Source organism: Rhodopirellula sp. UH5 (assembly GCF_056839225.1).
In genome coordinates this window covers 4,785,509-4,811,040 of the sequence record NZ_CM166390.1, presented here as the reverse complement: position 1 = coordinate 4,811,040, position 25,532 = coordinate 4,785,509, and the positions used below count along the sequence as shown (strand labels likewise).

14 protein-coding genes are annotated in these 25,532 nt (G+C 56.1%); 11 read left to right on the top strand and 3 right to left on the bottom strand.

Annotated features, from left to right (window positions below):
• Positions 1–6: 6 nt before the first annotated feature.
• Positions 7–903, bottom strand: coding sequence for a fumarylacetoacetate hydrolase family protein (locus UH5x_RS16975; RefSeq protein WP_482633113.1), 897 nt, complete (start codon positions 901–903; stop codon positions 7–9).
• 260 nt (positions 904–1,163) lie between these two features.
• Here UH5x_RS16975 and UH5x_RS16970 point away from each other — a divergent pair, with 260 nt between their 5' ends.
• Positions 1,164–1,982 carry a sugar phosphate isomerase/epimerase family protein gene (locus UH5x_RS16970; RefSeq protein ID WP_047816454.1) on the top strand — a complete coding sequence of 273 codons (819 nt, stop codon included), beginning with the start codon at positions 1,164–1,166 and terminating at the stop codon, positions 1,980–1,982.
• A gap of 187 nt (positions 1,983–2,169) precedes the next feature.
• On the opposite strand, the gene hemQ is transcribed toward UH5x_RS16970, so the two are convergent.
• Together hemQ and UH5x_RS16960 are read right to left on the bottom strand one after the other, a co-directional pair.
• Entirely contained in the window at positions 2,170–3,063 is an 894-nt protein-coding gene (gene hemQ / locus UH5x_RS16965; RefSeq protein ID WP_482633112.1) for a hydrogen peroxide-dependent heme synthase, read from the bottom strand.
• A gap of 119 nt (positions 3,064–3,182) precedes the next feature.
• The gene (locus UH5x_RS16960; protein WP_482633111.1) at positions 3,183–3,914 is read right to left on the bottom strand and encodes a hypothetical protein; all 732 of its coding nucleotides are present in this window, start codon (positions 3,912–3,914) and stop codon (positions 3,183–3,185) included.
• A 326-nt stretch (positions 3,915–4,240) separates the two neighbouring features.
• On the opposite strand from UH5x_RS16960, the gene UH5x_RS16955 reads away from it, so the two are divergent.
• From UH5x_RS16955 to UH5x_RS16910, 10 genes are all read left to right on the top strand, one after another.
• The gene (locus UH5x_RS16955; protein WP_482633110.1) at positions 4,241–6,283 is read left to right on the top strand and encodes an ABC transporter ATP-binding protein; all 2,043 of its coding nucleotides are present in this window, start codon (positions 4,241–4,243) and stop codon (positions 6,281–6,283) included.
• Between the two features lie 218 nt (positions 6,284–6,501).
• Positions 6,502–8,568: a S46 family peptidase gene (locus UH5x_RS16950; RefSeq protein WP_482633109.1), complete on the top strand. Its 2,067-nt coding sequence runs from the start codon at positions 6,502–6,504 to the stop codon at positions 8,566–8,568.
• 384 nt (positions 8,569–8,952) lie between these two features.
• Complete coding sequence (locus UH5x_RS16945; protein ID WP_047816703.1) at positions 8,953–9,540, top strand: sigma-70 family RNA polymerase sigma factor; 588 nt, start codon at positions 8,953–8,955, stop codon at positions 9,538–9,540.
• Positions 9,537–11,252 (top strand): FecR domain-containing protein, encoded by a 1,716-nt coding sequence (locus tag UH5x_RS16940; RefSeq protein ID WP_482633108.1) that lies wholly within the window; start codon positions 9,537–9,539, stop codon positions 11,250–11,252. The genes UH5x_RS16945 and UH5x_RS16940 overlap by 4 nt, the downstream gene beginning before the upstream one ends.
• Position 11,253: 1 nt before the next feature.
• Positions 11,254–14,454, top strand: a complete 3,201-nt coding sequence (locus UH5x_RS16935) for a DUF1553 domain-containing protein (protein ID WP_482633107.1) — start codon at positions 11,254–11,256, stop codon at positions 14,452–14,454.
• The gene (locus tag UH5x_RS16930; protein ID WP_482633106.1) at positions 14,444–15,880 is read left to right on the top strand and encodes a DUF1501 domain-containing protein; all 1,437 of its coding nucleotides are present in this window, start codon (positions 14,444–14,446) and stop codon (positions 15,878–15,880) included. Before UH5x_RS16935 ends, UH5x_RS16930 begins: the two co-directional genes overlap by 11 nt.
• A 146-nt stretch (positions 15,881–16,026) precedes the next feature.
• On the top strand, positions 16,027–19,563 hold the full coding sequence (locus UH5x_RS16925) for a DUF1553 domain-containing protein (protein WP_482633105.1): 3,537 nt from the start codon (positions 16,027–16,029) through the stop codon (positions 19,561–19,563).
• Between the two features lie 186 nt (positions 19,564–19,749).
• Entirely contained in the window at positions 19,750–21,039 is a 1,290-nt protein-coding gene (locus UH5x_RS16920; RefSeq protein WP_482633104.1) for a DUF1501 domain-containing protein, read from the top strand.
• 154 nt (positions 21,040–21,193) lie between these two features.
• The gene (locus UH5x_RS16915; protein WP_482633103.1) at positions 21,194–22,144 is read left to right on the top strand and encodes a dihydrodipicolinate synthase family protein; all 951 of its coding nucleotides are present in this window, start codon (positions 21,194–21,196) and stop codon (positions 22,142–22,144) included.
• A gap of 416 nt (positions 22,145–22,560) precedes the next feature.
• Positions 22,561–25,524, top strand: coding sequence for a DUF1553 domain-containing protein (locus UH5x_RS16910; protein WP_482633102.1), 2,964 nt, complete (start codon positions 22,561–22,563; stop codon positions 25,522–25,524).
• The last annotated feature ends 8 nt before the right edge of the window (positions 25,525–25,532 follow it).

Below are 25,532 nucleotides of genomic sequence, written 5' to 3'. Positions count from 1 at the left end.
TCGACGTCAAGCTTCGGCTTGGCAGGTGTTTTCCAAGCGGCCGATGCCATCGATTTCCACCACGCAGCGATCACCCGGTGCCAAGTAGCGAGGTGGTGTTCGAGCGTCACCGACTCCCGATGGGGTGCCCGTGAAAATCAGGTCGCCGGGTTTCAGGGTCATGAACTTCGACAAGTGAGCGATCAGCGCTGGAATGTCGAAGATCAGCTGATCCGTTTTGCTCTCTTGCAGGGTTTCGCCGTTGATATGCAAGCGAATCGGGAGATTCCCTGGATCTGGAATTTCATCGGCGGTGACCACGGCAGGACCCAGAGGTGCGAACGTGTCGAAAGATTTGCCCACCAACCATTGGCCGCCGGGACGCCCCTTTTGCCAATCTCGCGACGACACATCGTGGCCAACCGCATATCCGAAGACTGCCTTCATCGCCTCGCTGGCATCCACGTGGCGGGCGGTTTTGCCAATGACCACCACCAATTCGGCTTCGTAGTCGACTTTGTCGCTGATCTTAGGCAGCACAATGTCTTGGCCGTGCCCGACCAACGCAGAATTGAATTTGCTGAACACGACCGGCAGGGAGGGTTTTTCGGCTCCTGTTTCAATTGCGTGATCGAGGTAGTTCAAGCCAATGCACAGAATCTTTTCCGGGCAGGGCACCGGGGGCAACAGTTGTTCCGGGGCGTCGGTCCACTGAGATTCATCGGGGGTGGGCAGCTGATCGAAGTCCGCTTGGCCGAGCGAAAAGAGTGTGTTGCCTTGGAGCCATTTTTGTTCGACTTCCGCACCCAGTAAATCGCCAACGGGACAAACTTTGGGACGAGGAGCCAATTGGGTTTCGGGTTCTTTTCGAATCGCCAAACGAGTGGCACCGGAAGAATCAACGTAACGACAAAAAGCAACCATGAGGAAACCAATCGAAGTGGCAAGGAGGTGGGGAAATCAGACGCGTGAAGTCAAAATCAACGATTCATTGGAAAGTCGATTTGCTAGCAAATCCGTTCATTTGCAAGCAATACCATAGCGGTCCACTCAAATGAGAGGGGAAGCCTGCAGAGACCAAAACGAATCTTTACACTGCGACCACGCGTCGGCATACTCCGATGCCCACGCCCGCTTTGGAACCCAAGCCGGGCGAGTTCGATCCTCCTCTTTTCCCACCGTCTATGAACACCTTGGCGATCAACCAATTGTCGACTCTTCGATGGGAATTCGAGCAAGACGCTCAAGCGTATTCCGACCGAGGTTTCGAAGGCATTGGCTTGTTTCGACCCAAGCTCGATGACCTGGGAATCGATCGAGCGGTGGAGCTATTGGCGGAAACGAACTTGCAAGTCACCTCGCTGAGTTGGGTCGGTGGGTTCACCGGCAGCGACGGCCGCGGATTCGATGATGCAGTTCGCGACGCGATGGGCGCGGTCCGCGACGCAGCGGAACTGCGAGCCGAAACGTTGATTGTGTTGGCGGGTGGTCGAAACAACCACATTCGCAAACACGCCCGGCGAACGCTCTGTGACGCGTTGTCTCACCTGGCCATCATCGCCGAGGAATTCGGCGTGAAGCTTTCGCTGGAACCCATCCACGCCGGTTGCGGTGTGGAATGGTCGTTCGTCAACGACTTGGAATCGACCCTCGAGATTCTCGATATCGTCGACAGTTCCAATCTGGGAATTGTGTTGGACACCTATCACGTCGGGATGGACGACCGGGTGCTGGACATGTTGCCTCACGTCGTTCCGTTCATGCATTTGATGCAATTGGGCGACGGTCGCCACAGTCCACTCGGCGAGATGAATCGTTGCTTGCTAGGCGAAGGCTGCGTGCCGATTCAGTCACTGGTTCATCGAGTCTTGGAACTGGGATACTCCGGACCGATCGAAGTGGAGTTGATTGGCGAAGACGTCGAACCGCTCAGCTATGAATCCGTGCTCGATCACACACGCTCGTATCTGGACCAAAACATTGGTCCTGTGAAATCGACTTAGCATCGCGTGACAAACAACCGACGTGGTGGACGAGGCGACGAGTCCCAAGCGGCGGGACTCTTCGCCTCGTCCACTACAAAACTCGGCACTTATTTCCTCACGCGATGCTTAGCAACGCTCGACCAATACGACAGTCATTGTGCGTGCGTTGCTAAGTGCACGATCGGTCATTGATGCTCGTCCGGTTTTACAGCAAACGGCAGTGATTCAGAATCGCTTCCGCATCCGCTTTGTAGCCGACGTAGAAGGGGCCGAACTCGGCGTACTTGGCGCTCGCTTGGTCGAATCGCATCTTGTAGACGATGTCTTTGAGGTACTGAGGGTTGCGACCCCACAAGGTCACCATCCATTCCCAGTCATCCAGTCCCACGCCGACTGAAATCAGTTGGCTGACCTTGCCCGCGAAAGCCATTCCGCTTTGGGCGTGTTCGGCCATCATTTGGTTGCGAGCACTGAACGGTTCCATGAACCAGTTGGCACCCGGGACTCGGCTCTTGTTCATCGGATAGAAACACGCCGATGGCCAATCCGGAATCTCAGGTTGCAAGCGATTGCGATTCATCATCGGCAAACGTCGCTCGTAAGCAGCCACTTTCGCGGCCAGCTCAGGTGAGTCCGGTGCGTTGCCTTCTTTGATCAATCGCCGCCGATACTCTTCGATCGAAGGAACGTATTCGCTCACTTCGCTGACCGAGACGAACGACCACGCGGGTTCAATCAACCGACCAATTCCCGGTGCCATGATCGATTGATGAATGCCATCGACCTTGGCTGGATCGGGATCCATCACCATGACGCCGAAGTCACAATCGTGACCGCTGATCCAGTACGTCGCCAAACGTTCTGGGACCGCATCGCCGGTGGGGTTCAGCGCCGCCAGGAACTGCTCGCGATGATTGGGTGCGATCGCACCGTCAAACATTTCGCGACGGAAACGATAGAAGTAGTGACCGCAGTGCCAACCTTCTTCTGGAATCACGCTGGGCTCGGGCAGGGGAGCATGTCCGGGTCGGCCAACTCCTGGAGGAGGACCGCCAGCGGAGGAAGCGGGCGGGCGCGACGGCGAAGAATCAGATGTCATGGTGGTCGATCGAGTGGGTGTTTTTTGGGGGACGTCGGCACGATGCGAAGGGTCCTGGATCAGAACCGGTCCTCGTCGAGCCACCCATTGTAGATCTCGGTCGTTGATTTTGCAGCGCGTTATCGCAGCGACCACTGCAAAGATCGATCGTTGTAGCCGTGTTGTCGGGACCAGTGCCGTTTGCCTTCTGCACCGAAATAACCGTACGAATAAGGTGTTTTCCAGCGTGGTTGAACCGTCGCAGCGGGAATTGCCGGGCGAGCCTGCGGGTTTTTGACCCAGTGTTCGCCCAGCCCCAAGCGGCCGGGGCCTTTGGCTCCCGGGTCATTTTCAACGCCGGGGGGATGGGTCAATGGAGCGACGGCCGCGGTCGCTTTTTGATGGGCATGCTGCCAATGGGGGTTCAGCGGTCCCGAGTTTTGCTGGTGGGAGACTCCCCCGGCAGGTTGACCGAGAGCCGCGTTCGGGTGGTGGTTCCCAGCCGAACTGGGATGCCGAACATTTCGCTGACCGGGGGCCTGAATGATCACATGAGGAACCTGTGCCGGTGCTCCGATTTCGAGCGATCCCGCCCAGTAATCCTCCATGCCAGCGGAGGGGATCCCGGGTTCGTTGGAGGGAACTCCATTCACGTAAGTGCTGGATGAAACAATGGTTTCACCGCTTTGAAGTGGCAATTGAACCGGCGGAGGCAGCTGGGCCCACGCCGAAGACGCCGTCATCACCACCAATCCAAGGAACATCAGCACTGCCCGTCCGAACGGTAAGAGCACCACGTTTCGGCCAGGCGTCAATGGATTCGTGGCAGGAAGATTCCTGCTGAAAACTCGGCGAATCGGGGTGTTCAACATGGGATGGCGATCGAGGGAGGAACCGAGGGGCGAGAACAGGTCGTTCCGCGTGCGTTCAGAATGCGAGAGGTCAGCATCCCCCTTTGCGAAAACACGTGGATTCAAGGGATTCCGCTACCAAAGTCGAACTCTCGGTCACAAGATGCGAATCACCCTGGCGAGAAAAACAAGCGACTTGGTACAAGCGATTTTTGGTGGCCATGTGCTCATCGTTGCTGATGCTCTTCATTGGCAGTGCGGATGGTCGCCAGTGCCCTCCGTTGCCATGTGGCCTTGGTAGTCATGTGCACAGCCGAACCCATTTCCCGCTCGCTTGATTTACTTCCATGAAGAGTTTTCGCCGAGTTCTGCAGTTGTCGCTGCGACGTCGCATGTCCTTGTTGGGGATTTTGTTGTCGTCGTTGGTGATTGCAGCTTTGTGGGGCGCGAATATCGGCACGCTGTACCCGATGGTGGAAGTCGTTTTCAAAGGCGACGATTTACCCTCGTACGTTGAGGAACGGCTGGCCAGTTCGCGAGTCCAAGCGGAGCAGCAACGCGAGCAAATAGCGCAGTTGGAGACCGAGCTGGGCGAGCTGAAACAACAGGAAAAAAAAGCGACCGATGCCGCCGCGAAGGCTTCGTTGCAACAACAAATCAACACCACCACCTTCGAAATTTCTTCGGCCGAGTTGTCACAAACCGCGTCTGCAAAAACTGCGGATTGGTTGTTGTGGGTTCAGCCTTGGGTTGACCAAGCCGCTCCTCGAGGAGCGTTCCCGACCCTGGTTTTCATCGTCGCGATGTTGGTTGGCGGAACGGCAATCAAATTGGTTGCGTTGACAATCAACCTGATGCTCGTTCAGTACGTCGCTGAAGGCACGGTGATGGAACTGCGAGAAAAGTACTTCCGCAAATCCTTGCACCTGGACCTCGATCACTTTGGACAAAACGGCTCCGCCAACCTGACCAGTCGTTTGACCAACGACGTCGCTCACATTGCCGTGGGGGTCAGCACGTTGCTGGGACGGCTGATCCGTGAACCGCTGAAGATGGCGGTTTGTTTGTTTGGAGCCGCCACGGTTTGTTGGCGTTTGTTGTTGTTGGTGATGATTGTTTCGCCGTTGATGGCGTTTGTGATGCAACACCTCAGCCGCGCAATTCGCCGCGCCAGCCGCCGAGCGATGGAAGAGATGAGCAGCCTTTACGGGATGCTCAACGATGCCTTTGGTGGCATTCACGTCGTCAAATCATTCAACACACAAGCCTACGAACGAGCTCGCTTTCGTACCCGGGTGCAGGCCTATTTCCGCCGCTCGATGAAGGTGGCGTTGTACAACACACTCGCTCGCAGCAGCAGCGAATTGCTCGGTTTGACGATGGTCGGACTGGCGATTTTGGCTGGCGGGTACCTGGTCATCAACCAACAAACCCACTTGCTGGGCATTCGCATGAGCGTGCAACCGCTGGATGTCGGTCAGGTGCTGTTGTTCTTTGCGATGTTGATCGGTGCTTCGGATCCAGCCCGCAAATTGTCGGATGTTTGGACGTCGCTGCAGCGTGGCATCGCCGCGTCGAATCGCGTTTATGAGATCATCGACGAACCCATTCGTGTCACCGAGCCCGCCAGCCCGGTTCACTTGGATCGACCGCACAACACGATCCAGTTCAAAGGCGTCCACTTCCAATATCCCTCGGGACCGATGGTCTTGCGTGGCATCAACCTGACGATCCCACATGGCGAAACGATCGCCCTGATTGGACCCAACGGTTGCGGGAAGAGCACATTGATCAACTTGCTCTGTCGTTTTGACGATCCGCACGAAGGCGAAGTCTGTTTCGACGATGTTGCGATCAACCGCTTGGCGACACGCGATTTGCGTCGACGCATCGCACTGGTCAATCAACGAACCGTGTTGTTTGACGACACGATCGAGAACAACATTCGCTATGGCAGTCCCAGCGCGGACGCTCACGATGTGGTTCGCGCCGCTAAATTGGCCTTCGCCGATGACTTCATTCGCCGGAAAACACCCGATGGCTATCAAACCTTGCTCGGATCTGGCGGCGTGCGACTGTCCGGCGGCCAAATGCAACGAATCGCACTGGCTCGAGCCTTCCTGCGGGATCCGGACATTTTGATTCTGGACGAAGCGACCAGCCAAATTGATATCGAGAGCGAACAGCTCATTCACCGTGCCCTGGAAACGTTCCTGGAAAACCGCACGGGAATCATGATCACTCACCGGGCCAGCACGCTCGCGATGGCTGACCGTGTTGCGGTGTTGGACATGGGCCAAGTCGCCGATGTCGGAACGCATCATCAATTGCTTGCTAGCAATTCGTTCTATCGCAGCCTCTGCCACAGCGACCTGACCGACGCGGCGTGATGCTGCGTCAAAGCGACAAATGATGGTTTTGGCCGTAGCGAAAGTCGTCAAGACTTTCGCAATTCAGGGTGCAAATCGAAACTCTTGACGAGTTCCGCTACCTGGAAACTGAGTTCTGACGCAGCACTCGATCGGCATCGACCGGTTGCATGCGACCGTCGCAACGGCTGAACTAGAGACTCAGGATTCTGTCCCCTCGTGTTTTTGGTTTCTCCATCATGTTTGCACACGTGCGCCGTTGGTTCTTGTCGGGAAGTTGCATGGTTTTCGCGTTGGCTGGAATGTCCAGCGATTCGCATGCTGATGAAGGCATGTATTTGTTCAACGATGTTCCTCGCGAATTGCTGCGAGATCAGCATCAGTTCGAGCCCTCCGAAGAATGGCTGAAACATTTGCAGCTGTCGTCGGTGCGATTCAACTCAGGCGGTTCTGGATCGTTTGTGTCCTCCAATGGTTTGGTGCTGACCAACCATCATGTCGCCAGTGACACGCTGGCGAAGCTGAGTTCCAAAGAGCGAAACCTGATTGACGATGGGTTCCTTGCAAAGAGTTTCGCCGAGGAACTCAAGGCGCCAGACTTGGAACTCAATCAACTGATCTCGATCGAAGACGTGACCGAGCGAGTCAACGAGCAGATCACCGAGTCTGCGGATGCCGAAGAGGCCGCCAAACAACGGCGGGCTGTGATCGCGACAATCGAGAAAGAATCGCTCGATGAAACCGGTTTGCGAAGCGACGTGGTGACATTGTTTGGCGGAGCAAAGTATCACCTTTATCGCTACAAGAAATACACGGACGTGCGATTGGTGTGGGCTCCTGAAACCGCCGCGGCATTCTTCGGCGGCGATGCAGATAACTTCGAGTACCCGCGTTACAACCTCGACGCGACGCTGATGCGAGTCTACGAGGATGGGGAACCAGCCAAGCTGGAACACTTCCTGCAGTGGAACGAACAACCTGCCCAAGATGGCGACCTCGTTTTCGTCAGTGGGCATCCCGGGCGCACACAGCGAATCTTCACCGTCGAGGCGCTGGAGTACCTGCGTGACGAACGCCTGCCGCACGTGTTGGATTTACTGCGTCGCAAAGAGGTCCTGCTTCAACAGTACCGATTGGAAAGCAAAGAAGCGGCCCGTCGCGGACGCGATGAATTGTTCGGGATCCAAAACGCTCGCAAGGCTTATTCTGGCATGTTGGCGGGACTGCAAGACCCACAAACGTTTGTATCGAAACGAGGCCGCCAGGATCGCCTGCTGACGGAACTGGCAAAGTCGCCTGAGAACGCCGGGCTGGCCGAAGCTTGGAATGAAATCGCGGAAGTGCAGACGGAGAAGGCTGAGTTGCTCGATCGTTCGGTGTCGCTTCGCAGTGAGCTTTTCCAACTCGCGCTTCAAATTCTGATTCTGTCAGAAGAAGACCGCAAGCCCAACGAAGAACGACTGCCGGGTTACACCGATTCGGGGCGGGAATCTTTGATGGCTCAGATCCTTTCGCCCGCACCGATCTACGATGATTTGGAAATGGTGAAATTGGCCGATGAAATCGCTTTGTTGCTGGAAAGCCGCGGCATGAACGATGCGGTTGTGCGAGAAGTCTTGGCGGGTCGTTCGCCCAAACAGATCGCCAGCGAACTGGTGACCGGGACGAAGATCAAAGACGTGGAGACGCGAAAAGCCTTGATTGACGGTGGGTTGGATGCGGTCCTGGCTTCGGAGGATCCGATGATTCGTTTGGCCCGGGTGATCGCACCCGAGTATCGCCGAATCAATGAGATCAGTGAGCAGCTCGGCGAACGCGAAAAGCAAGCTTATGCGGAGATCACCCAAGCGACGACCGCGATTGAGGGAACGGGTGGTTATCCCGATGCGACGTTCACGTTGCGTTTGGCGTTCGGGGTTGTGTCTGGGTACGAAGAACGGGGTGAGACAGTCCATCCCACGACGAACTTTGCAGGTGCATTCACGCATGCGAAGGAGCACGAGGGGCAAGAAGATTTTGACCTTCCCGAATCCTGGATGTCTTCCAAGGAGAACATTGATTTGGATACCCAGCTCAACTTTGTTTGCACCGCCGACATCATCGGTGGCAACAGTGGCTCACCCGTGGTGGATCGCAACGGGGCGCTGGTGGGACTGATTTTTGATGGCAACATCCAAAGTCTGACCAGTGACTATCTTTACACCGATGTACAAAGTCGCGCGGTGAGTGTGTCGGGCGTGGCCATTCCGGAAGCCCTGCGTTCGATCTACCAAGCCAATGACTTGGCCGATCAACTCGGCAACTGAGGCAACTTGGTAAGCAAGTAGGGCCGTCGTGCAGTTTTGAAGTGCCGTGCCAGTAACACGTTAAGAACCCCGCCCGACGAAGTTGGGAGGGGTCGGAAAGCGAGCGTTGAGCGAGATTACCGGGGGAGGGCCATCCTCGCCGCCTCCCATGCCCGGCCCTCACCCTCGCGTACGCCTGAACGGCGTCGCTCGACCTAGTATATCGCTCTCCCCAAACTGTGTTTCAGGAGAGGTTGTTGTTGCATCGAGACCGCCAAAACGCTGCCGAGTGAATTCTGTGGTGTGGGAGCACAGAAAACTCAGCGAGAGCTGGCATTTTTATGAAAACATGTTGATTGCAGGTAACCTGGTCCAATCTGCTGCCATGTTCTTCATGAGATGACCATGAACTCTTTCCCCGACGATCGGCGAGTGACAGATGCTTTGCGACGTGTTTTACGTGGCGAGACAGCTGAATTCGAGGTCGTTCTGCGCCGGTATGAGCGGTCCTTGCGGGCTTGGCTCGCGGCGCACGTGCCGATGGGAATCGACGTGGATGAAATCGCCCAACGCAGCTTTGTGGCGGCGTTTTCTCGCTTGGAAGAGTTCGAATTGGGGACTGATTTTGGGGCCTGGTTGTTCACCATTGCCCGCTACCAGCTGATGACAGAGAAGACGCGATTGCGACGAATCGCGGATTATCACGCTCGCTATGGACCGGAGTTGTTGCAGCGAGAACTGGATCGCCGTTGCCAACAGTCCCCCGAGATTTGGTCGACAAAAATCGAACATTTAGAGCGGTGCGTGGAAACGTTGGGTGAACACCTTGGTCGCTTTTTAAAGTGGCGCTACGACGAAGAAATCCCGCTTCAGGAAATGGCCGATCGCAGCGGACGGTCCGTGCCCGCGGTGAAGAAACAACTCTGGAAGATCCGGGGAAAGTTGCAAGAGTGCATGGATGCAAGGCTCGCGAGCGAAGGAGGTTCGTCGTGAACGACCAGGAACGTTTTGCTGACAGGTGGACCGACTACCTCGAAGGTGAGTTGGACGAACGTGGACTGGAAGAGCTGCACGAATTGCTCGCCAGTGACGAACGGTTTGTGCAGCGTGCCGCCGATTTGTTGCAAACACATCGATTGCTTGGCTTGGTGGTGGCGGACTCGCTGCCGCAACGGGATGCGTTTGTCCGTGAGACGCTCGCGCAGTTGCCGGATAGTCAGGATGAGTTTGTCGCTCAGGTGATGTCGCAGGTGGGTGCTCATCCAAGCAACGTGGAACCGGCCGACAAGACATCACCAAGGAGCCGTCCGGTTGCCTCTCACTTTGCTGTGGTGGTGGCGGCGTTGATCCTTGTTGTTGGCTCGTTGTTTGTCTTCCGGCCGCAGGGGCAGACTCCCGTGACAGGGAATGGGATGTATCCGCCTGTCACCACGGTGGGCGTGCGTCACGCTCGGTTGGCCAGCAGTTCGCATGCGAAGTTCTTTGGTGAGCTTTCTCCGCCAGTCAATGCGGTGCTCCCGACGTATCGAGAATACGTTCTGATGAGCGGTCTCATTGAAATTGTGTTTCCGACCGGTGCCTCGGCCATTTTGGAAGGACCAGCGGTCTTTCATATTTCATCCGACGAGAGCTTGGATCTGAGTGTTGGTCGCTGTTCGGTCCATGTGCCCCAAGGAGCAGAAGGTTTTCACGTCAACACGCCAGTCACCCGGGTGGTGGATCGAGGGACTCGATTTTCGGTGAACGTCGGCGAAATGAGTGAGACGGAAGTGCAAGTGATCGAAGGCGCAGCCGATATCTACGAGGTTGAGGGAGGTGTCGAGTCTTCCGATTCAGGTTCACACGATGCCAGCGAATTGCTGGAACGATTGGCGGGCGGAGAAGCAAAGAAATACGTGTCCGCAGGTCTGGTTGCGACGGAGCACGTGCCATTTCAGACGACTTCCTACCGTAGCCAATTGCCCGACCGTGTCGTTTCTTATGAGACAACCCTTGCGGTGGACGGAGGAGCCGAACACCTGACCAGCGTGACCGTCCAACGGGGTGGCAAAGTGAATCGGTTGCCGGTGGACTCACTGATTCCTGCTCGACTGACTTGGTTCCAAGCGACCGAGCCACGGCCGTTTTTGTGTGGTGATGCAACGTACCCAGCGTCCCGATTGGAAGCATTGCTGGACGAAAGCCTCGTCACGGGAGTGATCAATCCCGATGGGAGTGTCGATCCACTGACAACCGATCCCGTTCTCGAAGGTGACTCCGGGACGCCCGGGATGGCGATTCGTTTCGACCAACCGGTCGTGAATGGTCCCGGAGCCGATGTGTTGGTTTTCGATCTGCAGACGTTCGGCAATCCGCTTGATGGCGACGCATTTCACGTTAGCCCGCTGAAGTTTCGCGAAGGGCTCAAGTCCTACACGATTCGAAAGTATGACCTGACGATGGAATCGCCCGAAGCAAAAGTGTTGACAGATTTCCATGTGCACTTTTTTGCGGAACCTGCGAAGTCACTTGCGGAACTCGATTCGCTTAAGATGACACCGCAACAACAAAGCAATAAGTTTCGTGGTCTGGCCGTTGGGATTGATCTCTCTGACTTGGGATACGCAAGCGGTGAGACAATCGAAGGACTCTTTATTCAGGACGCGCTCGACGACAATCACTTTGTCGATCCTGTCTTCATCGCTGGCCTGCCAGAGGAAGAATGAAATGCAATATTCCGGACAACGTCCTCTTCGATCGACTGGCAACTTGATGCGTCTGCTCTCTGGGTTGGAATGGCCAACCGTTGTTGTCGCAGCGTTGTTGCTGGCGTGTGAACTTCCCGTCGCTGCCGGGGAACCTTCGGTCGCAACGCGGGATCAGTTCGAACAACACGTTCGACCGATGCTGCTGTCCAGTTGCATCAAATGTCATGACGACAACAAACAGGAGGGTGGCCTGAGCCTGACCACCCTGGAAGGTCTGTTGCGCGGAGGCGACACAGGGCCTGCAATCGTTCCCGGGAATCCTGATGAAAGCTTGCTGCTTGAGGCACTGCGTTACGAATCGTTCGAAATGCCTCCTAGCGGTCCGCTCGAAGATTCCATGGTGGAGGGCATTGCCGCCTGGGTGGCCGCTGGCGCTGACTGGCCGAACGGTTTGCAACTGAAAAAAATATCGAAGATCGACGAGCACGATCGTGACTGGTGGTGCTTTCAACCCGTGGGTGATCCGTCCGTTCCCGAAGTGGACGACAAGGGTTGGTGTCGCAACGAAATTGACCACTTTGTCTTTCAACGTTTAGCTGAAGACAACGTCCACCCTGCTTCAGAAGCCGAACGCACAAAGCTTGCCCGACGTGTTCACTTTTCGCTCACTGGATTGCCTCCTGACGATGAAACGGCATGGTTGCTAGAGAGTGAGGAGGGTTGGTACGAAACACTTGTCGAGCAGTTGTTGGACGGTTCTGCCTATGGCGAGAATCAGGCGAGGTACTGGTTGGACCTCGTTCGCTACGCCGATTCGGATGGTTACAACGCGGATCACTCTCGCCCAGAGGCCCACCATTACCGCGATTACGTGGTGCGTTCGTTCAACGAAGACAAACCGTATGATCGGTTTGTGATGGAGCAACTTGCCGGGGATGAAGTTGATCCAGGGAACAAGGATGCCCTGATCGGCACGATGTTCCTGCGACACTGGATTTACGAATACAACCAACGCGATGTCGAGGGGCAGTGGGCACAAATCCTCAACGACGTCACCGAAACGACCGCGGATGTGTTCCTTGCACAAGGTCTCAAGTGCGCTCGCTGCCACGATCACAAGTTTGATCCTTTGTTGCAGCGAGACTACTACGCTCTTCGATCGTTTTTTACACCACTGCTTCCTCGGGAAGATCAGCCAATTGGTGATGTTGAAACTCGCGCCAAGCACTTTGAACAACAAAAGGTTTGGGAAGAAGCGACCGCGGGCATTCGCCAACGTCTGTACGAAATCGAAAGGCTCGTGCTCCTCAAAAAAGCGGGAGGGCAGGGGTTCAAGATGTTCACCAAAGAACTGCAATCTCTCGCAGCCAGTCGACGTCACGAAATCACTCCTTACGAGTACCAGATTGTGTCGTTGATGATGCGGCAATTGGTGTTGAAGCCAGAGGAGCTTCCCAAGTCGTTGGAGGAGGAACAGGAAGCCGAGCGTCAAGCGTTACTGAACCAGTTGGCGGAATTCGATCACCTGAAACCAGAGCCGCTGCCAACGATGAAGTTCGTCGCCAGCGATGTCGGACCAGTGGCACCACCGACATTCATTCCTGATTCGAACGATGACACTCCCATTGAGCCAGCGTTCCCGCTCGTTCTGGAAGACGAACAACCCGAGATTCAACCTCCTCATGAAGCACTGCAATCAACCGGCCGACGAACTGCCTTGGCGAATTGGATTGCTTGCGAAGACAATCCTGTGACAGCCCGGGTGATGGTCAATCGCGTTTGGCAACAACACTTCGGGCGCGGGTTGGTGGAAAACGCCAGCGACTTTGGGCATCTCGGAACGCCTCCCTCGCACCCGGAACTGCTGGATTGGTTGGCCCGTCGCTTCATGGAGGACGGTTGGAGCTTGAAAAAGCTGCATCGACTGATTCTGACGTCAGCGACCTACCGTCAATCTTCCGAGCGGCCGATGGACGATCAACTGGCGACGCTTGACCCGCAGAACATCCTTCTTTGGCGGCAAAATCCTCGGCGACTGTTCGGGGAGGAAATTCATGATTGTCTGATGACGGCGAGTGGTGAAATGGGGCCAGGGAAACGAGCGATCTACAAGAATGTCAAACGCAACGCGTTGGACCCACTGTTGGCCGTGTTTGATTTTCCGGATCGCGTTGAGAGTCGCGGCAAACGGCATCGAACGACCACGTCGCCCCAATCCTTGCTGATGATGAACAACCCGTGGATGCACGATCGTTCCAAGAACTTGCTGAAGAACGCTGGTTCGATGAGCCTTGATTCGCTGGTGGAGGAAGCCTACCAGCGTCTCTACTTCCGAAAACCGAGTCCGGAAGAACTGGAATTGGCCTCCGCGTTCGTGGAGTCTTACGAAGCAAGTGTGAAGATCCCTGAACCACCGAGTTTGCTTGCATCGATGCCGAGCGGTGAATCCGCGATTCAGCTCAATCCGAAGAAACCAGTGTCCATTCAAGTGCCGCCGATTGAGGAGTTGATCGATCCGGACACCACGGGTGACTTGACCCTCGAAGCCACGGTGATGTTGAACTCGCTGTACCCCGACGCTTCCGTTCGAACGATCATCACAGGCTGGTCAGGCAACAACTCCCAACGCGGTTGGTCGCTCGGAGTGACCTCGACCAAGAGTGGGTATCAACCTCGCAATTTGATTCTGCAGTTGGTCGGTTCACGCACCGACAAGGACAGCAAACCAGAATACGAAGTCATCGCATCCAATCTCCGACTGGAACTGAATCGACCGTACTCCATCGCAGTGTCAATTGATCTGGACGATCCTTCCAAGGAAGGCATCACGTTTTATCTGAAGGACCTGTCGAAACCAGATGCCGAACCAGAAGTTGCTCATGTTGCTCACAAAGCTCGCTGGAAGGTGCAAGCCAATCTCGCGATTGAAATTGGTGGTCGTTCGACCCATCACCGGTGGGACGGGTTGATTCAAAAGGTTCGTTTGCATCAGGGAGCACTCAGCCAGGACGACTTGTTCGGCGAACCGCGGAGTTCGTCGCAGTTGCTGTTTGATATTGGGTTCACGGACGTCGAAAATCTGGGGCAAGATCAATCAGGGCAACAGCATCATGCCTTGGTGACCGATCGAGAAATGACCTCGACTTCTCCTGCGATGCAAGCACGCATTGCACTGATGCACGCACTCCTTTGCTCCAACGAGGTGATTTATGTCGATTGATCAAGCGAGCCGTGAACTTGTTTCTCGTCGAGAAATGCTGTTGCAGGGAGGAGGGGGTTTTGGGGCTTTGGCTTTGGCTGGTTTGTTGCAAAACGACGAGGCAAAGGCTGCCACCCCGACTGCGGAATCACCGCTGGCTTCCAAGTTGACTCATCATCCCGGAAAAGCGAAGAGCGTGATCTTCCTGTTCATGGATGGTGGTCCAAGCCATCTGGACACCTTTGATCCCAAACCCGATCTCGACAAGTTGGCCGGGAAGCCGATCCCAGAAAGCTTTGGCCGTGTGATCACCGCGATGGGTGAATTTGACTCTCCCATCATGCCGACGCAGCGCAAGTGGAAACAGCATGGGGAAGGTGGGCTGTGGATCTCCGATTGGCTGCCTCATACCGCGAAGATGGCCGACGAATTGGCTGTGATTCGCTCGTGTTGGACCAATGGGATCAACCACTCCGGCGGCATCTGTCAGATGAACACGGGGACTCAGTTCGCCGGTCGACCATCGCTGGGCAGCTGGGTGACGTATGGTCTTGGCACGGAAAACGAAAACCTGCCGGCCTTTGTCGTGATGCAGGAAGGCAAAGGTCGTGTGATCAATGGCGCTCGAAACTGGGGAGCCGGATTCATGCCGGCTGTCTATCAAGGAACCACGATGCAGCGAGAAGGGCCTGCCTTCTCGAATCTGGTTCCACCACAGCATGTCATGCCGGCTCAGCAGCGAAAGGAACTCGATTTTCTTTCGCAACTGAATCGACGGCACGCCGAATCGCGGCAGGACAACACGGATCTCGACGCCCGCATCCGCAGTTTTGAACTCGCATTCAAAATGCAGGCGCATGCTCCCGAGGCCGTGGATCTGTCTCAAGAGACGGCCGAGACCCAAAAAATGTACGGCATGGATGATAAGAAAACAGAAGCGTATGGACGCAATCTGTTGATGGCACGTCGTTTAGTTGAACGAGGCGTTCGATTTGTGCAGTGCTACCACGGCGCGGGTAGTAAATGGGATGCCCACTCGGATATGGAAGGGAACCACACCAGGATGTGTGGAGGCATGGATTTGCCGGTCGCAGGATTGCTGCGAGATCTCAAGCAACGAGGATTGCTGGAACAGACGTTGGTCGTTTGGGGAGGCGAGTTCGGTCGAACTCCGATGAGCGAAAAAGGTGACGGTCGTGACCACAACCCAACTGGATTCACCATGTGGATGGCCGGTGGTGGAGTCAGCGGTGGGCGAGCCTACGGAACGACGGACGCCTTGGGGCTGCATGCGGTCGAAGATCGCCTGCATGTTCACGACATTCATTCCACCATCCTGCATCTGATGGGCGTGGACCATAAGAAGCTGGTTTACATGCACAAGGGACGCCCCGAACGGATCGATCAAAACGAAGGCCGGGCGTACACGGAGATCGCATCCACATGAAATTCGCCACGCCAGTATTTTTTGTCCTGTTCGCTTTGATCGTGGCGAGCCCATCGCACGCCCAGACGGACCTTGGAACGAGTGCGTTCACACGCTGGGATTTCGGGAGCGAGGCGACAGCTCGGCTGACGCTGCACGGAAACATCATGCGTGATCAGGCCGGCCCTCGCCCTCCTGAATTCCCTGAGATGGCAGCCAACAACACCGCCGTCAAACTCGATGCCGGAGCGTATCTGTCGGTTTCGGATCCCGGGCCCAAAAGCGATTTCGACTTCCAGAACGGGGACGCAATCACACTGGAAGCCTGGGTCAACCCAAGCAACATTCGCGACGGTCAGCCACAATACATCATGGGAAAAGGCCGCACAGGTTCGCCAAAATTTGCTCGCGACAACCAGAACTGGGCGTTTCGAATCATGGGCAAGGAGGGCGAGGCGCGTGTCAATTTTCTGTTTGCGACCAAGCTGACCGGCACGGGCCAGCACTGGCATCGCTGGACATCCAAGGCAGGTTTTCCGGTTTCCACGGGATGGCACCATATCGCCGTCACCTATGAATTTGGAAAACCAGAAACGATCCGCGGTTGGGTCAATGGGCAGCCGACCGATGGCGCCTGGGACATGGGCGGAGCGACCAAAGAAACGCCTGTGGTGGATGATGACGAAGTGCGCATCGGCGAACGCTTCTCGGGAATGTTGGACGCGGTCGCGATCCACCGCACCGTTCTGGACGACAAGACATTGGCCGCCCGTTTCAACCGCGTGGGAAAAGAACGCGTTGTGAGACTGGCCCCTGAAGTGATGCCCGACGTCGGAGAGATCCCTGAAGGTCAGGTTTTGTTTCAGATCAGTGAAAACATGCCCGCGGGGAATCGTTGGTTGTATGAAAGCGAATCGTGGCCAAGCGAGACGACACGCTGGTGGGGCGATTCGTTTTTGCTATCTCGAATTCCGGTTCGATACGATGACTGGGGGATTCGCTCGAGTTGGAACGCACCCATGTTGCTTCGCATCGCCGGCGACGTCGAACTTCCCACCGGTAAACACCGCTTCCTGATGCGTGATCGTTCGCTTGGTCGATTGTGGATTGACGGCCAAGTGGTCGCTCGCACCAAAACCGTTCGCAGTCGCAGTGGGAATTTGGAACCAATCGTGCCGGTCCCGGATCCGTTGGTCTCCAATGCTCGACTGCTGCCGTTCCCGCAACAGGAAGCGTTCACGGAATTTGAAATCAAGTCGGATTCTTCGGACGACACAAAACGTGTGCGGGTCGTCTTGGAACTGCTGGTTGGTGGCAACGGTGATCGAACGGAATCGGGTGAGGTTTGCGTGGCGATGCAGCCATCCAGTGAAGGACCGCTGTACGTGTTGAAGCCAGATGCTTCCTCCCCTCTGGAGTTCACCGATGCTGTGGTGGAACCGGAACTCCGTCAGTTCGAAGCCACGCTGGTCGCTTTTGAAGATGCCACGCGGCGCGAAGCTGCCCAATCACAAGAAGCGTTTTGGGAAGAACGACACCAAGTCGCTAAGAAGGCTGTCCAAGAAAAACTGTCTCAACGAGAGAGTGCCGAAGGGCATCCCGTCGATCAATTCGTCGCTGACAAAATCGCTCGTGCACTCGACCAAGCAGCACAGAACGATGAGGCGACGACCGAGCACTTTCATCGCGATGTTCTGCCAATCCTTTCTGAGCAGTGTTTCCGTTGTCATGGCGAAAAGGCACAGGGCGGTTTGCGTTTGAGTTCTCGCGAGCATGCACTCTCGATGGGCGATTCGGAAATGGCCGCGGTTGTTCCGGGCGACCCAGACGCCAGTGAGATGATGGTGCGGATCCACTCCGGCGACATGCCGCCAACCGAAACAGGTTTGTCTGACGAGGAGATTGCGACGTTGGAGAAATGGATCGAAGGCGGAGCTATTTGGCCCCATCCTCCGATCCCTTCCGAAGCAATCGCTGACGCTCCCGTGAGTGACGACGCTGCGTTCTTGCGACGTGTTTATCTCGACACGGTCGGAACCGTTCCGACCGAAGCGGAGGCTCGCGAATTTTTGGATTGCGATGATCCTGGGAAGCGAGCGGATTTGATCGATCAACTCTTGCACGACCAGCGTTACGCTGACAACTGGGTGAGTTTGTGGCTGGATTTGCTGGCCGAGAATCCCACGCTTTTGAACCAGTCACTCAACTCAACCGGACCGTTTCGTTGGTTCTTGTATGAGTCACTGCGAGACGGCAAACCGCTGGATCAAATGGTGACCGAGTTGATCTTGATGCGAGGGAGTCCGGGTGACGGAGGCAGCGCAGGCTTTGGGTTGGCGGGCGAGAACGATTCGCCGATGGCTGCGAAAGGTCACATTGTCGCGTCCGCTTTTCTCGGCATCGAACTGCAATGTGCTCGCTGTCATGACTCACCGTATCACAGCACCTTGCAGGAAGACTTGTATTCGTTGGCCGCGATGCTGAGTCGCAAACAGCTCACACCGCCGAAAACGAGCCGTGTGCCTGATGCATTCTTTGAAGGCATTGGCCGTGAGTCATTGATTCAGGTGACTTTGAAACCAGGTCAACAGGTTCAACCGAAATGGCCCTTCGCCTCGTTCACCGGGGTGGAAGATGGTCCGCATATCGACGCTCTCGTTCGCAACCCGAAAGACTCACGCGAACGTTTGGCGGCGTTGGTGACTTCTCCGCAGAATCACCGTTTTCCTCAGGTGGTCGTCAACCATCTTTGGAATCGCGTGATGGGGGCTGGGATCGTTCAACCGGTCAATGATTGGGAAGGCAAAACGCCCAGCCATCCGGAACTGCTGGCTTGGTTGGCAAATGAATTGGTTGCCAACAACTATGATGTGCGGCATGTCTTGCAGTTGATCATGACGTCCGAGACCTATCAGCGGGAAGCCATTGGTCAGAACCAACTGGCCTCGGCGGAACGACGATTCTTCAACGCTCCTGACCCAAGACGATTGACGGCGGAACAGGTCGTTGACTCATTGTTCACAGCAACCGGCAGTGAAATGGATACCGGAGAGTTGACATTCACTCATGATGGAGCGGAACCCATGTCGCGGCGATTGTCACTTGGCTTCCCCGATCGAGCCTGGATGTTTGCTGGCTTGAATAACGAACGTGACCGACCCAGTCTCGCGTTGCCACGTGCTCAGCCCATCGCCGATGTTCTGGAGGCGTTTGGGTGGACCGGGACAAGACAACAACCGATTGTCGATCGTGAATCCGAACCCAACCTGCTGCAACCTGGCATCCTGGCCAACGGCACGTTGTCGATGACTCTGACACGAGCGGCTCATCAGAGTGAGCTGGCGCGTTTGGCAATGGAAGCGAAATCGCCCGAAACATTATTGGATTCGTTGTTCCTTCGATTCTTCGCTCGCTATCCAGACGCACAAGAGAAGTTGGATCTCTTGCCGGTATTAGCGTCTGGATTCAAGGAACGCGAAATGCCAGCTGACCAAGTGCAGCCACCGCCGGTGGATCGCCCGTTGCCAGTCTCCACCTGGACGAATCACTTGGTTCCCGAAGCGAACGAAATCCAAAACGAATGGCAACGCCGAATCATTCGTGGCCCCGCCCCGGCGCCACAACTCCGGCCAGAGTGGCGGGAGGTCTATGAAGATGTCGTTTGGAGTCTGGTCAACGATCGTCAGTTTGTCTGGATCCCCTGACGACAGAACGCAACCCGCAGCGGCCTGTTGATTGAGTGACCCGGCGCGTGAGCGAGGAATTCGATGGGGTCCCTCGCTCACGCGTCGGGTTATGATTTTCATGTCAACACTCAATCGACAGAACGTAACGTGTCGGGTCACTCAAGTAGAAAACCACTCCCCACCAATCCTTCCCCAGGATGAACCATGAGCAATTCCACGCGACGCCAGTTTCTTGCCAGCAGTGCCGCGGCGGCCGGTGCCGTCAGCCTGGCTCCGATCGCAACCGCGAATGGGGTGGGAGAACGATTGCAAGGGAAAGCCGAGCATGTCATCTCGATCTGGCTCGGGGGCGGAATGGGGCAGATTGATACGTTTGATCCCAAGGCCAAGGGAGATCCAAAAGCGAAGAAAGCCGGAGGTTACTACGATGTGATCGACACGGCTGTTGAAGGGGTTCAGGTTTGTGAGCATCTTTCACAAACGGCCAAGGTGATGGACCGCGTCACAGCGGTTCGGACCGTGAATCACGATGTCATCGATGAACACGCCGCCGCAACAAATCGGATGCACACCGGTCGCGCGATCAGCGGCACAGTCACCTATCCTTCGCTGGGATCTTTGGTTGCGCATGAGCGGGGCCCCGTCAACGAAGACGCACCTCCCTACGTGCTGATCGGCTATCCCAACGTGACTCGTGGTCCTGGTTTTCTGGGCTCGAAACATGGCTACCTGTACCTCACCGAAACCGGACGTGCCCCCGCAGGCTTGTCACGTCCGGATGGCATTTCCAATGACCGTCAAACACGCCGCGAGCAGTTCCTTGCCACGCTGAAAAACAGTCGAGGGCAGAGCAAAATCTCGAAGTTCTTGGACTATGAGTCGGCGATTGAACAGAGCATGAAGTTGAGTGGTCCAGACTTCACACGCGTCTTTCAGTTGGATGGCGAGCCGGATGACCTGCGGAACCGCTACGGGGGTGAGTTCGGTCAACGCTGTTTGTTGAGTCGTCGGCTGGTTGAGAGTGGTGTGCGGTTCATCGAAGTCAGCCACAACCTGAATTTTTTGAATGGAGCGGGTTGGGATGTCCACAACAGTGGAATCGTCAATCAACACAAGCTGATCCAGGAGCTGGACACCGCTGTTTCGACTCTGATCATGGACCTCGAAGCAAAGAAGCTGCTCGATAAAACGTTGATTGTGATCACGTCTGAATTCGGTCGTCCACCGGAGTTTGACAGTGGTGGAGGTCGCGGTCACCAAGGTTCCGCATTCAGTTGTGTGCTGGCGGGCGGTGGATTGGCACACTGTGGTGCTTATGGTGAAACGGACGAACTTTCGAAGAAGATCGTCTCCAACCCAGTCGGGGTTCCTGACTTCTTCGCCACGATTTGTGCTGCACTTGGAATCGATTACAGCAAGAATCTTTACGCCGGTGATCGGCCGGTTCCGTTGACCGATCAGGGCCAACCCATCCGCGAATTGTTCGCGTCCTGATAGGGCACCGCAAACGTTGTGACGATCTGCCACGACGAACCCGGATGAACCGAGATGTTGGATGAGCCGGTGGCACGCGATCTGGAACCCTGTCTCGCAGGTGACTCCAGATTCAGCCGAGACAAAACAGCAGGCCCCCCAAAGAGCAACTTCGATGCAATTCGATCCCACAGGCGTCATTCCCGCTTGTTTGATGCCGTTCGGTTCCGATCTGGAAATGGACGAACCTGCCTATCGCCGTCACCTCCGTGATCTCGCCGGCGTCGAGGGCATCACCGCCATCACGGTCAATGGACACGCTGCCGAGGTGCACGCTCTGAGCTTCGAAGAGCAGCAACGCGGCATTGAGATTGCCCATGATGAACTGGCGGGAAAGCTGCCGTTGGTCGCCGGCATTCACACCGGCAACACCCGTGAAGCGGCTGCACTGGCCACGATGGCCTCCGCCGCCGGAGCGGCAGCACTGCTGGTGTTTCCCTCCGAGGTGCTGACCATGGGCGGCCAGCAGAAACCGGAGTGTGCCCGAGCCCACCTGAATGCGATCGCCGAGTCGACCGAGCTTCCCTTGATCCTGTTTCAGTATCCAATCTCGGGAGGGCTTGGCTATCCGCTGGACGACCTGCTCAAGCTCTGCGCCGAGTTCCCTTCGATCCGAGCGATCAAGGATTGGTGCAACGATCCTGTCCTGCACGAGCGTCATATTCGCGAATTGCACGCCTTGGACTGCCCAGTGAAGGTGCTTTCAACGCACAGCATGTGGTTGCTCAGTTCCTTGGTGCTGGGTTGTGACGGATTGCTGTCCGGCGCCGGCAGTGTCATTGCCAATCTGCAAGTCGCCCTGTTCCAAGCTGTGCAGAGGAACGACCTGCAAGCAGCCCGATCCATCAACGATCGGATTTATCCAACGGTCCGTGCCTTTTACTCCGATCCACTGCTCGACATGCACAACCGCATGAAGGAGGCGCTCGTGTTGCTGGGCCGACTCGATGCCGCCCATGTGCGACCGCCGCTGATGAAACTGCAGCCATCCGAAACGGAGCAGATCGGCTCGCTCCTGTCCGAGGCCGGGATCACCCCTTCCACGATCTACCAAGACGAAATGTAGCAGACTGTTGATTGAATAAGTTTCAAAGATTGAACGATCAGCCGTCGGACGCTAGCCCACGGTTACCAGAGACGAACTGGACGCTATCGCGTTCCGGCTGACTAAACCGGTACGCAGATGTCATCGGGTATGTGAGCCGCCTGGCGTTAGCCACGGTTCCCGCACTCAACCGGGGTGAACGCCAAACGGCTCACAGGATTCGACCCAATCATTCCTGCGTACCTGCTCAAATCAACAGGCTGCAAGTCGTTGTCCAGCAAAACAGACCAGCCGGGAACACTGGGTTCTGAAACAGACCCAGCCGGGAACTGGGTTCTGAAACAGACCCAGCCTAGAACACTGGGTTCTGACAGAAGAGCAGCCTTCCCTTTCCCCAAACGAAAGCCGAAAGATTGTTGTTGCCAGAAACAAACCGAATGGCGAGTTGGTGGATGCTGCTCTTGATCTGGGTCGCAAGCGGCCTCTCAATTGGAAGGGTCGAGGCCGAGGAAGCTGACGATCAGTTTGAACTGCAAATCGCTCCGCTGCTGGCACGGCGGTGCCTGTCTTGTCACGCGGGCGAGACGGCCAAAGGAGGGTTTTCGGTGCAAGAGTCCGCGGCCTTTTTTGCCGACGGATTTGTCGAACCAGGTGATTCCGCAGCGAGTCATTTGCTGGATTTGATCTCGCCGGAAGGGGGCAAGGCAGAGATGCCCAAGGATGCGGATCCATTGACCGCAGCGGAGATCGACGCGATTGCGAAATGGATCGACCAGGGTGCGACTTGGCCGGATGGTTTCATGGTGAAAGAAGCCTTGGTCGACAACTTCGATTGGTGGTCGTTTCAGCCGAACTCACGGCCTTCGATTCCCCAGTTGGACGATCCTTGGGCAAGATTTCCGATCGACCAATTTGTACTCCGGACTCTGAAGAACAAGGGGCTCACGTATTCTCCGCCCGCCGACCGCCGGACGCTGATTCGTCGTCTCACTTACGATCTGATCGGATTGCCTCCCACGCCAGTGGAGGTCGAACATTACGTGAGCGACCCCGATTCCGACGAGAAGGCTTACGAGAAACTGGTGGACCGGTTGCTGGAATCGGAACACTACGGGGAGCGATGGGCGCGGCATTGGTTGGACGTCGCCAAATACGCCGATTCCAATGGTTATGACAAAGACAAACTGCGTCCCAATGCATGGCCTTATCGCGACTATGTGATTCGATCTTTCAATGAAGACAAACCGTACGCGAGATTTGTTCAGGAGCAGATCGCGGGAGATGTGCTGTTTCCTGGAACCGCTGATGGCACGCTGGGATTGGGTTTCATTGCCGCGGGTCCGTGGGACTTCATCGGTCATGTGGAGGTGCCGGAATCCAAGCTGGATGGCAAAGTGGCCCGCAACCTTGATCGTGACGACATGGTCTCGGGGGCATTCAATACGTTTTGCAGCATGACGGTCCAGTGCGCGCGGTGCCACAACCACAAATTTGATCCGATCACGCAGCAGCAATACTACGGCATGCAAGCGGTCTTCGCCGCCGTCGATCGCGCCGATCGAACGTTTGATGCTGATCCGAATGTCGCTCAACGACGCCAGCAGTTGCGAGATCAGGTGTCGAAGGCCAAGGCTCAGCAAAAGAGTGTGGAAGACGAGCTTGCAGCGGCAGGGGGCACCGAGTTGGCTGAGCTGACGACACAGATCAACACGCTGAACAAAAACTTGAAGCCGATCAAGGTGGTGGAACATGGTTACCACAGTGAGATCGCTGCCACGGAGGATTCAGAAAAATGGGTTGAGGTGAAACTGAAGTCGGAAGTGTTGGCATCGCGAATCGTGCTGCATGCCTGCGACGACGACTTCAACAAGATCGGCGCAGGGTTCGGATTCCCCAAGCGGTTCAAGATTGAGTTGTTCGATGACGCTGGCAACCGGAGCATCCTTCATGAAGTTCGCGAGGATGACTTTCCCAATCCGGGATTGATGCCGGTCGAGTTTGCGCTCGAGAACCAGCCTGTTCGTCGGGTTCGTGTCACCGCGACTCGGCTCGCCGAACGCAAATCCGATTTCCACTTCGCACTCGCGGAGCTGCGAGTCGTGTCCGGTGGCCGGAACGTCGCGATCGGCGCAACGGTCGATTCACTTGATTCGATCGAAGCCCCCATTCGTTGGCGTCGTCAGAATTTGACGGACGACAAATGGCCGCGTATCGGAGACCCGGAGGCAACCCGCCGGATCGCTGAAGCAACCCGGAAGCGGGATGCTATCCTTGCCGCGGTGACCACTCCCGAGCTTGTCGCGCGACGCAGCGATGCGAAGCGGAAGACCGCGGAGGCTGAGTCTCTGTTGTCCTCCCTGCCACCGCAGCAAACGGTGTATGCGGCCGCGACCGATTTTTCGAGCCAGGGAAATTTCAAGCCAACCGGAGGCAAGCCAAGAGAGGTGTTTGTGCTTCATCGCGGGGAGGTTTCGCTTCCCGGTGACCCTGCGGTGCCCGGCGTGATTCCGTTGTCCAGCGATTCTCAGTGGCAATTCGATGCGAACCTCAATGAAGCCGAGCGTCGAGCGAAGTTGGCCACCTGGTTGACTGATCGAGAACATCCCTTGGTTTGGCGTTCGATCGTGAATCGCATTTGGCAGTACCACTTTGGTCAGGGAATCGTCGCCACACCCAATGACTTTGGTCGCATGGGTGCTGAACCGACCCATCCCGAATTGCTCGATTGGTTGGCGGTCGAGTTTCGTGACGGGGGTCAATCGATGAAGACCCTGCACCGGATGATCGTGACCAGCAACACGTATCAACAGACGTCGGCAGACAACCCCGCGAATTCCGCGATCGACGGCAGCAACCAATTTTTGTGGCGGGCCAACCGACGCCGGCTTTCGGCCGAAGAGCTGCGTGATTCCATCCTTTCGGTGAGTGGGACGCTGGACACAACGATGGGTGGACCAGGTTTCTATCTGTTTGCTTTGTCGAAGACCGAGCATTCACCACACTTTGAATATCACAAGTTTGACCCGAGCGACGAACGATCCCATCGCCGCAGCATCTATCGGTTCATCGCTCGGTCGCAACCCAATCCCTTTCTGACGACACTCGATTGTGCCGACTCATCGCAGAGTACCCCGCGTCGCAATGAAACGCTGACCTCGTTGCAGGCGCTTTCATTGATGAACAACAAGTTCAATTTGGTGATGGCCGAAGCGTTTGCAAAACGACTGGAATTGGAGAGCGACAATCTTCCCGGTCAAGTGGAGCGGGCGATGCGATTGCTTTGCCAACGAGTTTCGACACCGGCCGAACGCGATGAATTGGTGGCCTACGCCGATGACCATGGTTTGCAGAATCTGTGCCGGATCTTATTCAACCTGACTGAATTCGTGTTTGTGGATTGAACGTACCC

Coding starts and splice junctions, on each gene's coding strand:
- UH5x_RS16975 (WP_482633113.1), bottom strand. CDS start 903: ATGGTTGCTTTTTGTCGTTACGTTGATTCTTCCGGTGCCACTCGTTTG.
- UH5x_RS16970 (WP_047816454.1), top strand. CDS start 1,164: ATGAACACCTTGGCGATCAACCAATTGTCGACTCTTCGATGGGAATTC.
- hemQ (WP_482633112.1), bottom strand. CDS start 3,063: ATGACATCTGATTCTTCGCCGTCGCGCCCGCCCGCTTCCTCCGCTGGC.
- UH5x_RS16960 (WP_482633111.1), bottom strand. CDS start 3,914: ATGTTGAACACCCCGATTCGCCGAGTTTTCAGCAGGAATCTTCCTGCC.
- UH5x_RS16955 (WP_482633110.1), top strand. CDS start 4,241: ATGAAGAGTTTTCGCCGAGTTCTGCAGTTGTCGCTGCGACGTCGCATG.
- UH5x_RS16950 (WP_482633109.1), top strand. CDS start 6,502: ATGTTTGCACACGTGCGCCGTTGGTTCTTGTCGGGAAGTTGCATGGTT.
- UH5x_RS16945 (WP_047816703.1), top strand. CDS start 8,953: ATGAACTCTTTCCCCGACGATCGGCGAGTGACAGATGCTTTGCGACGT.
- UH5x_RS16935 (WP_482633107.1), top strand. CDS start 11,254: ATGCAATATTCCGGACAACGTCCTCTTCGATCGACTGGCAACTTGATG.
- UH5x_RS16930 (WP_482633106.1), top strand. CDS start 14,444: ATGTCGATTGATCAAGCGAGCCGTGAACTTGTTTCTCGTCGAGAAATG.
- UH5x_RS16925 (WP_482633105.1), top strand. CDS start 16,027: ATGCGTGATCAGGCCGGCCCTCGCCCTCCTGAATTCCCTGAGATGGCA.
- UH5x_RS16920 (WP_482633104.1), top strand. CDS start 19,750: ATGAGCAATTCCACGCGACGCCAGTTTCTTGCCAGCAGTGCCGCGGCG.
- UH5x_RS16915 (WP_482633103.1), top strand. CDS start 21,194: ATGCAATTCGATCCCACAGGCGTCATTCCCGCTTGTTTGATGCCGTTC.
- UH5x_RS16910 (WP_482633102.1), top strand. CDS start 22,561: ATGGCGAGTTGGTGGATGCTGCTCTTGATCTGGGTCGCAAGCGGCCTC.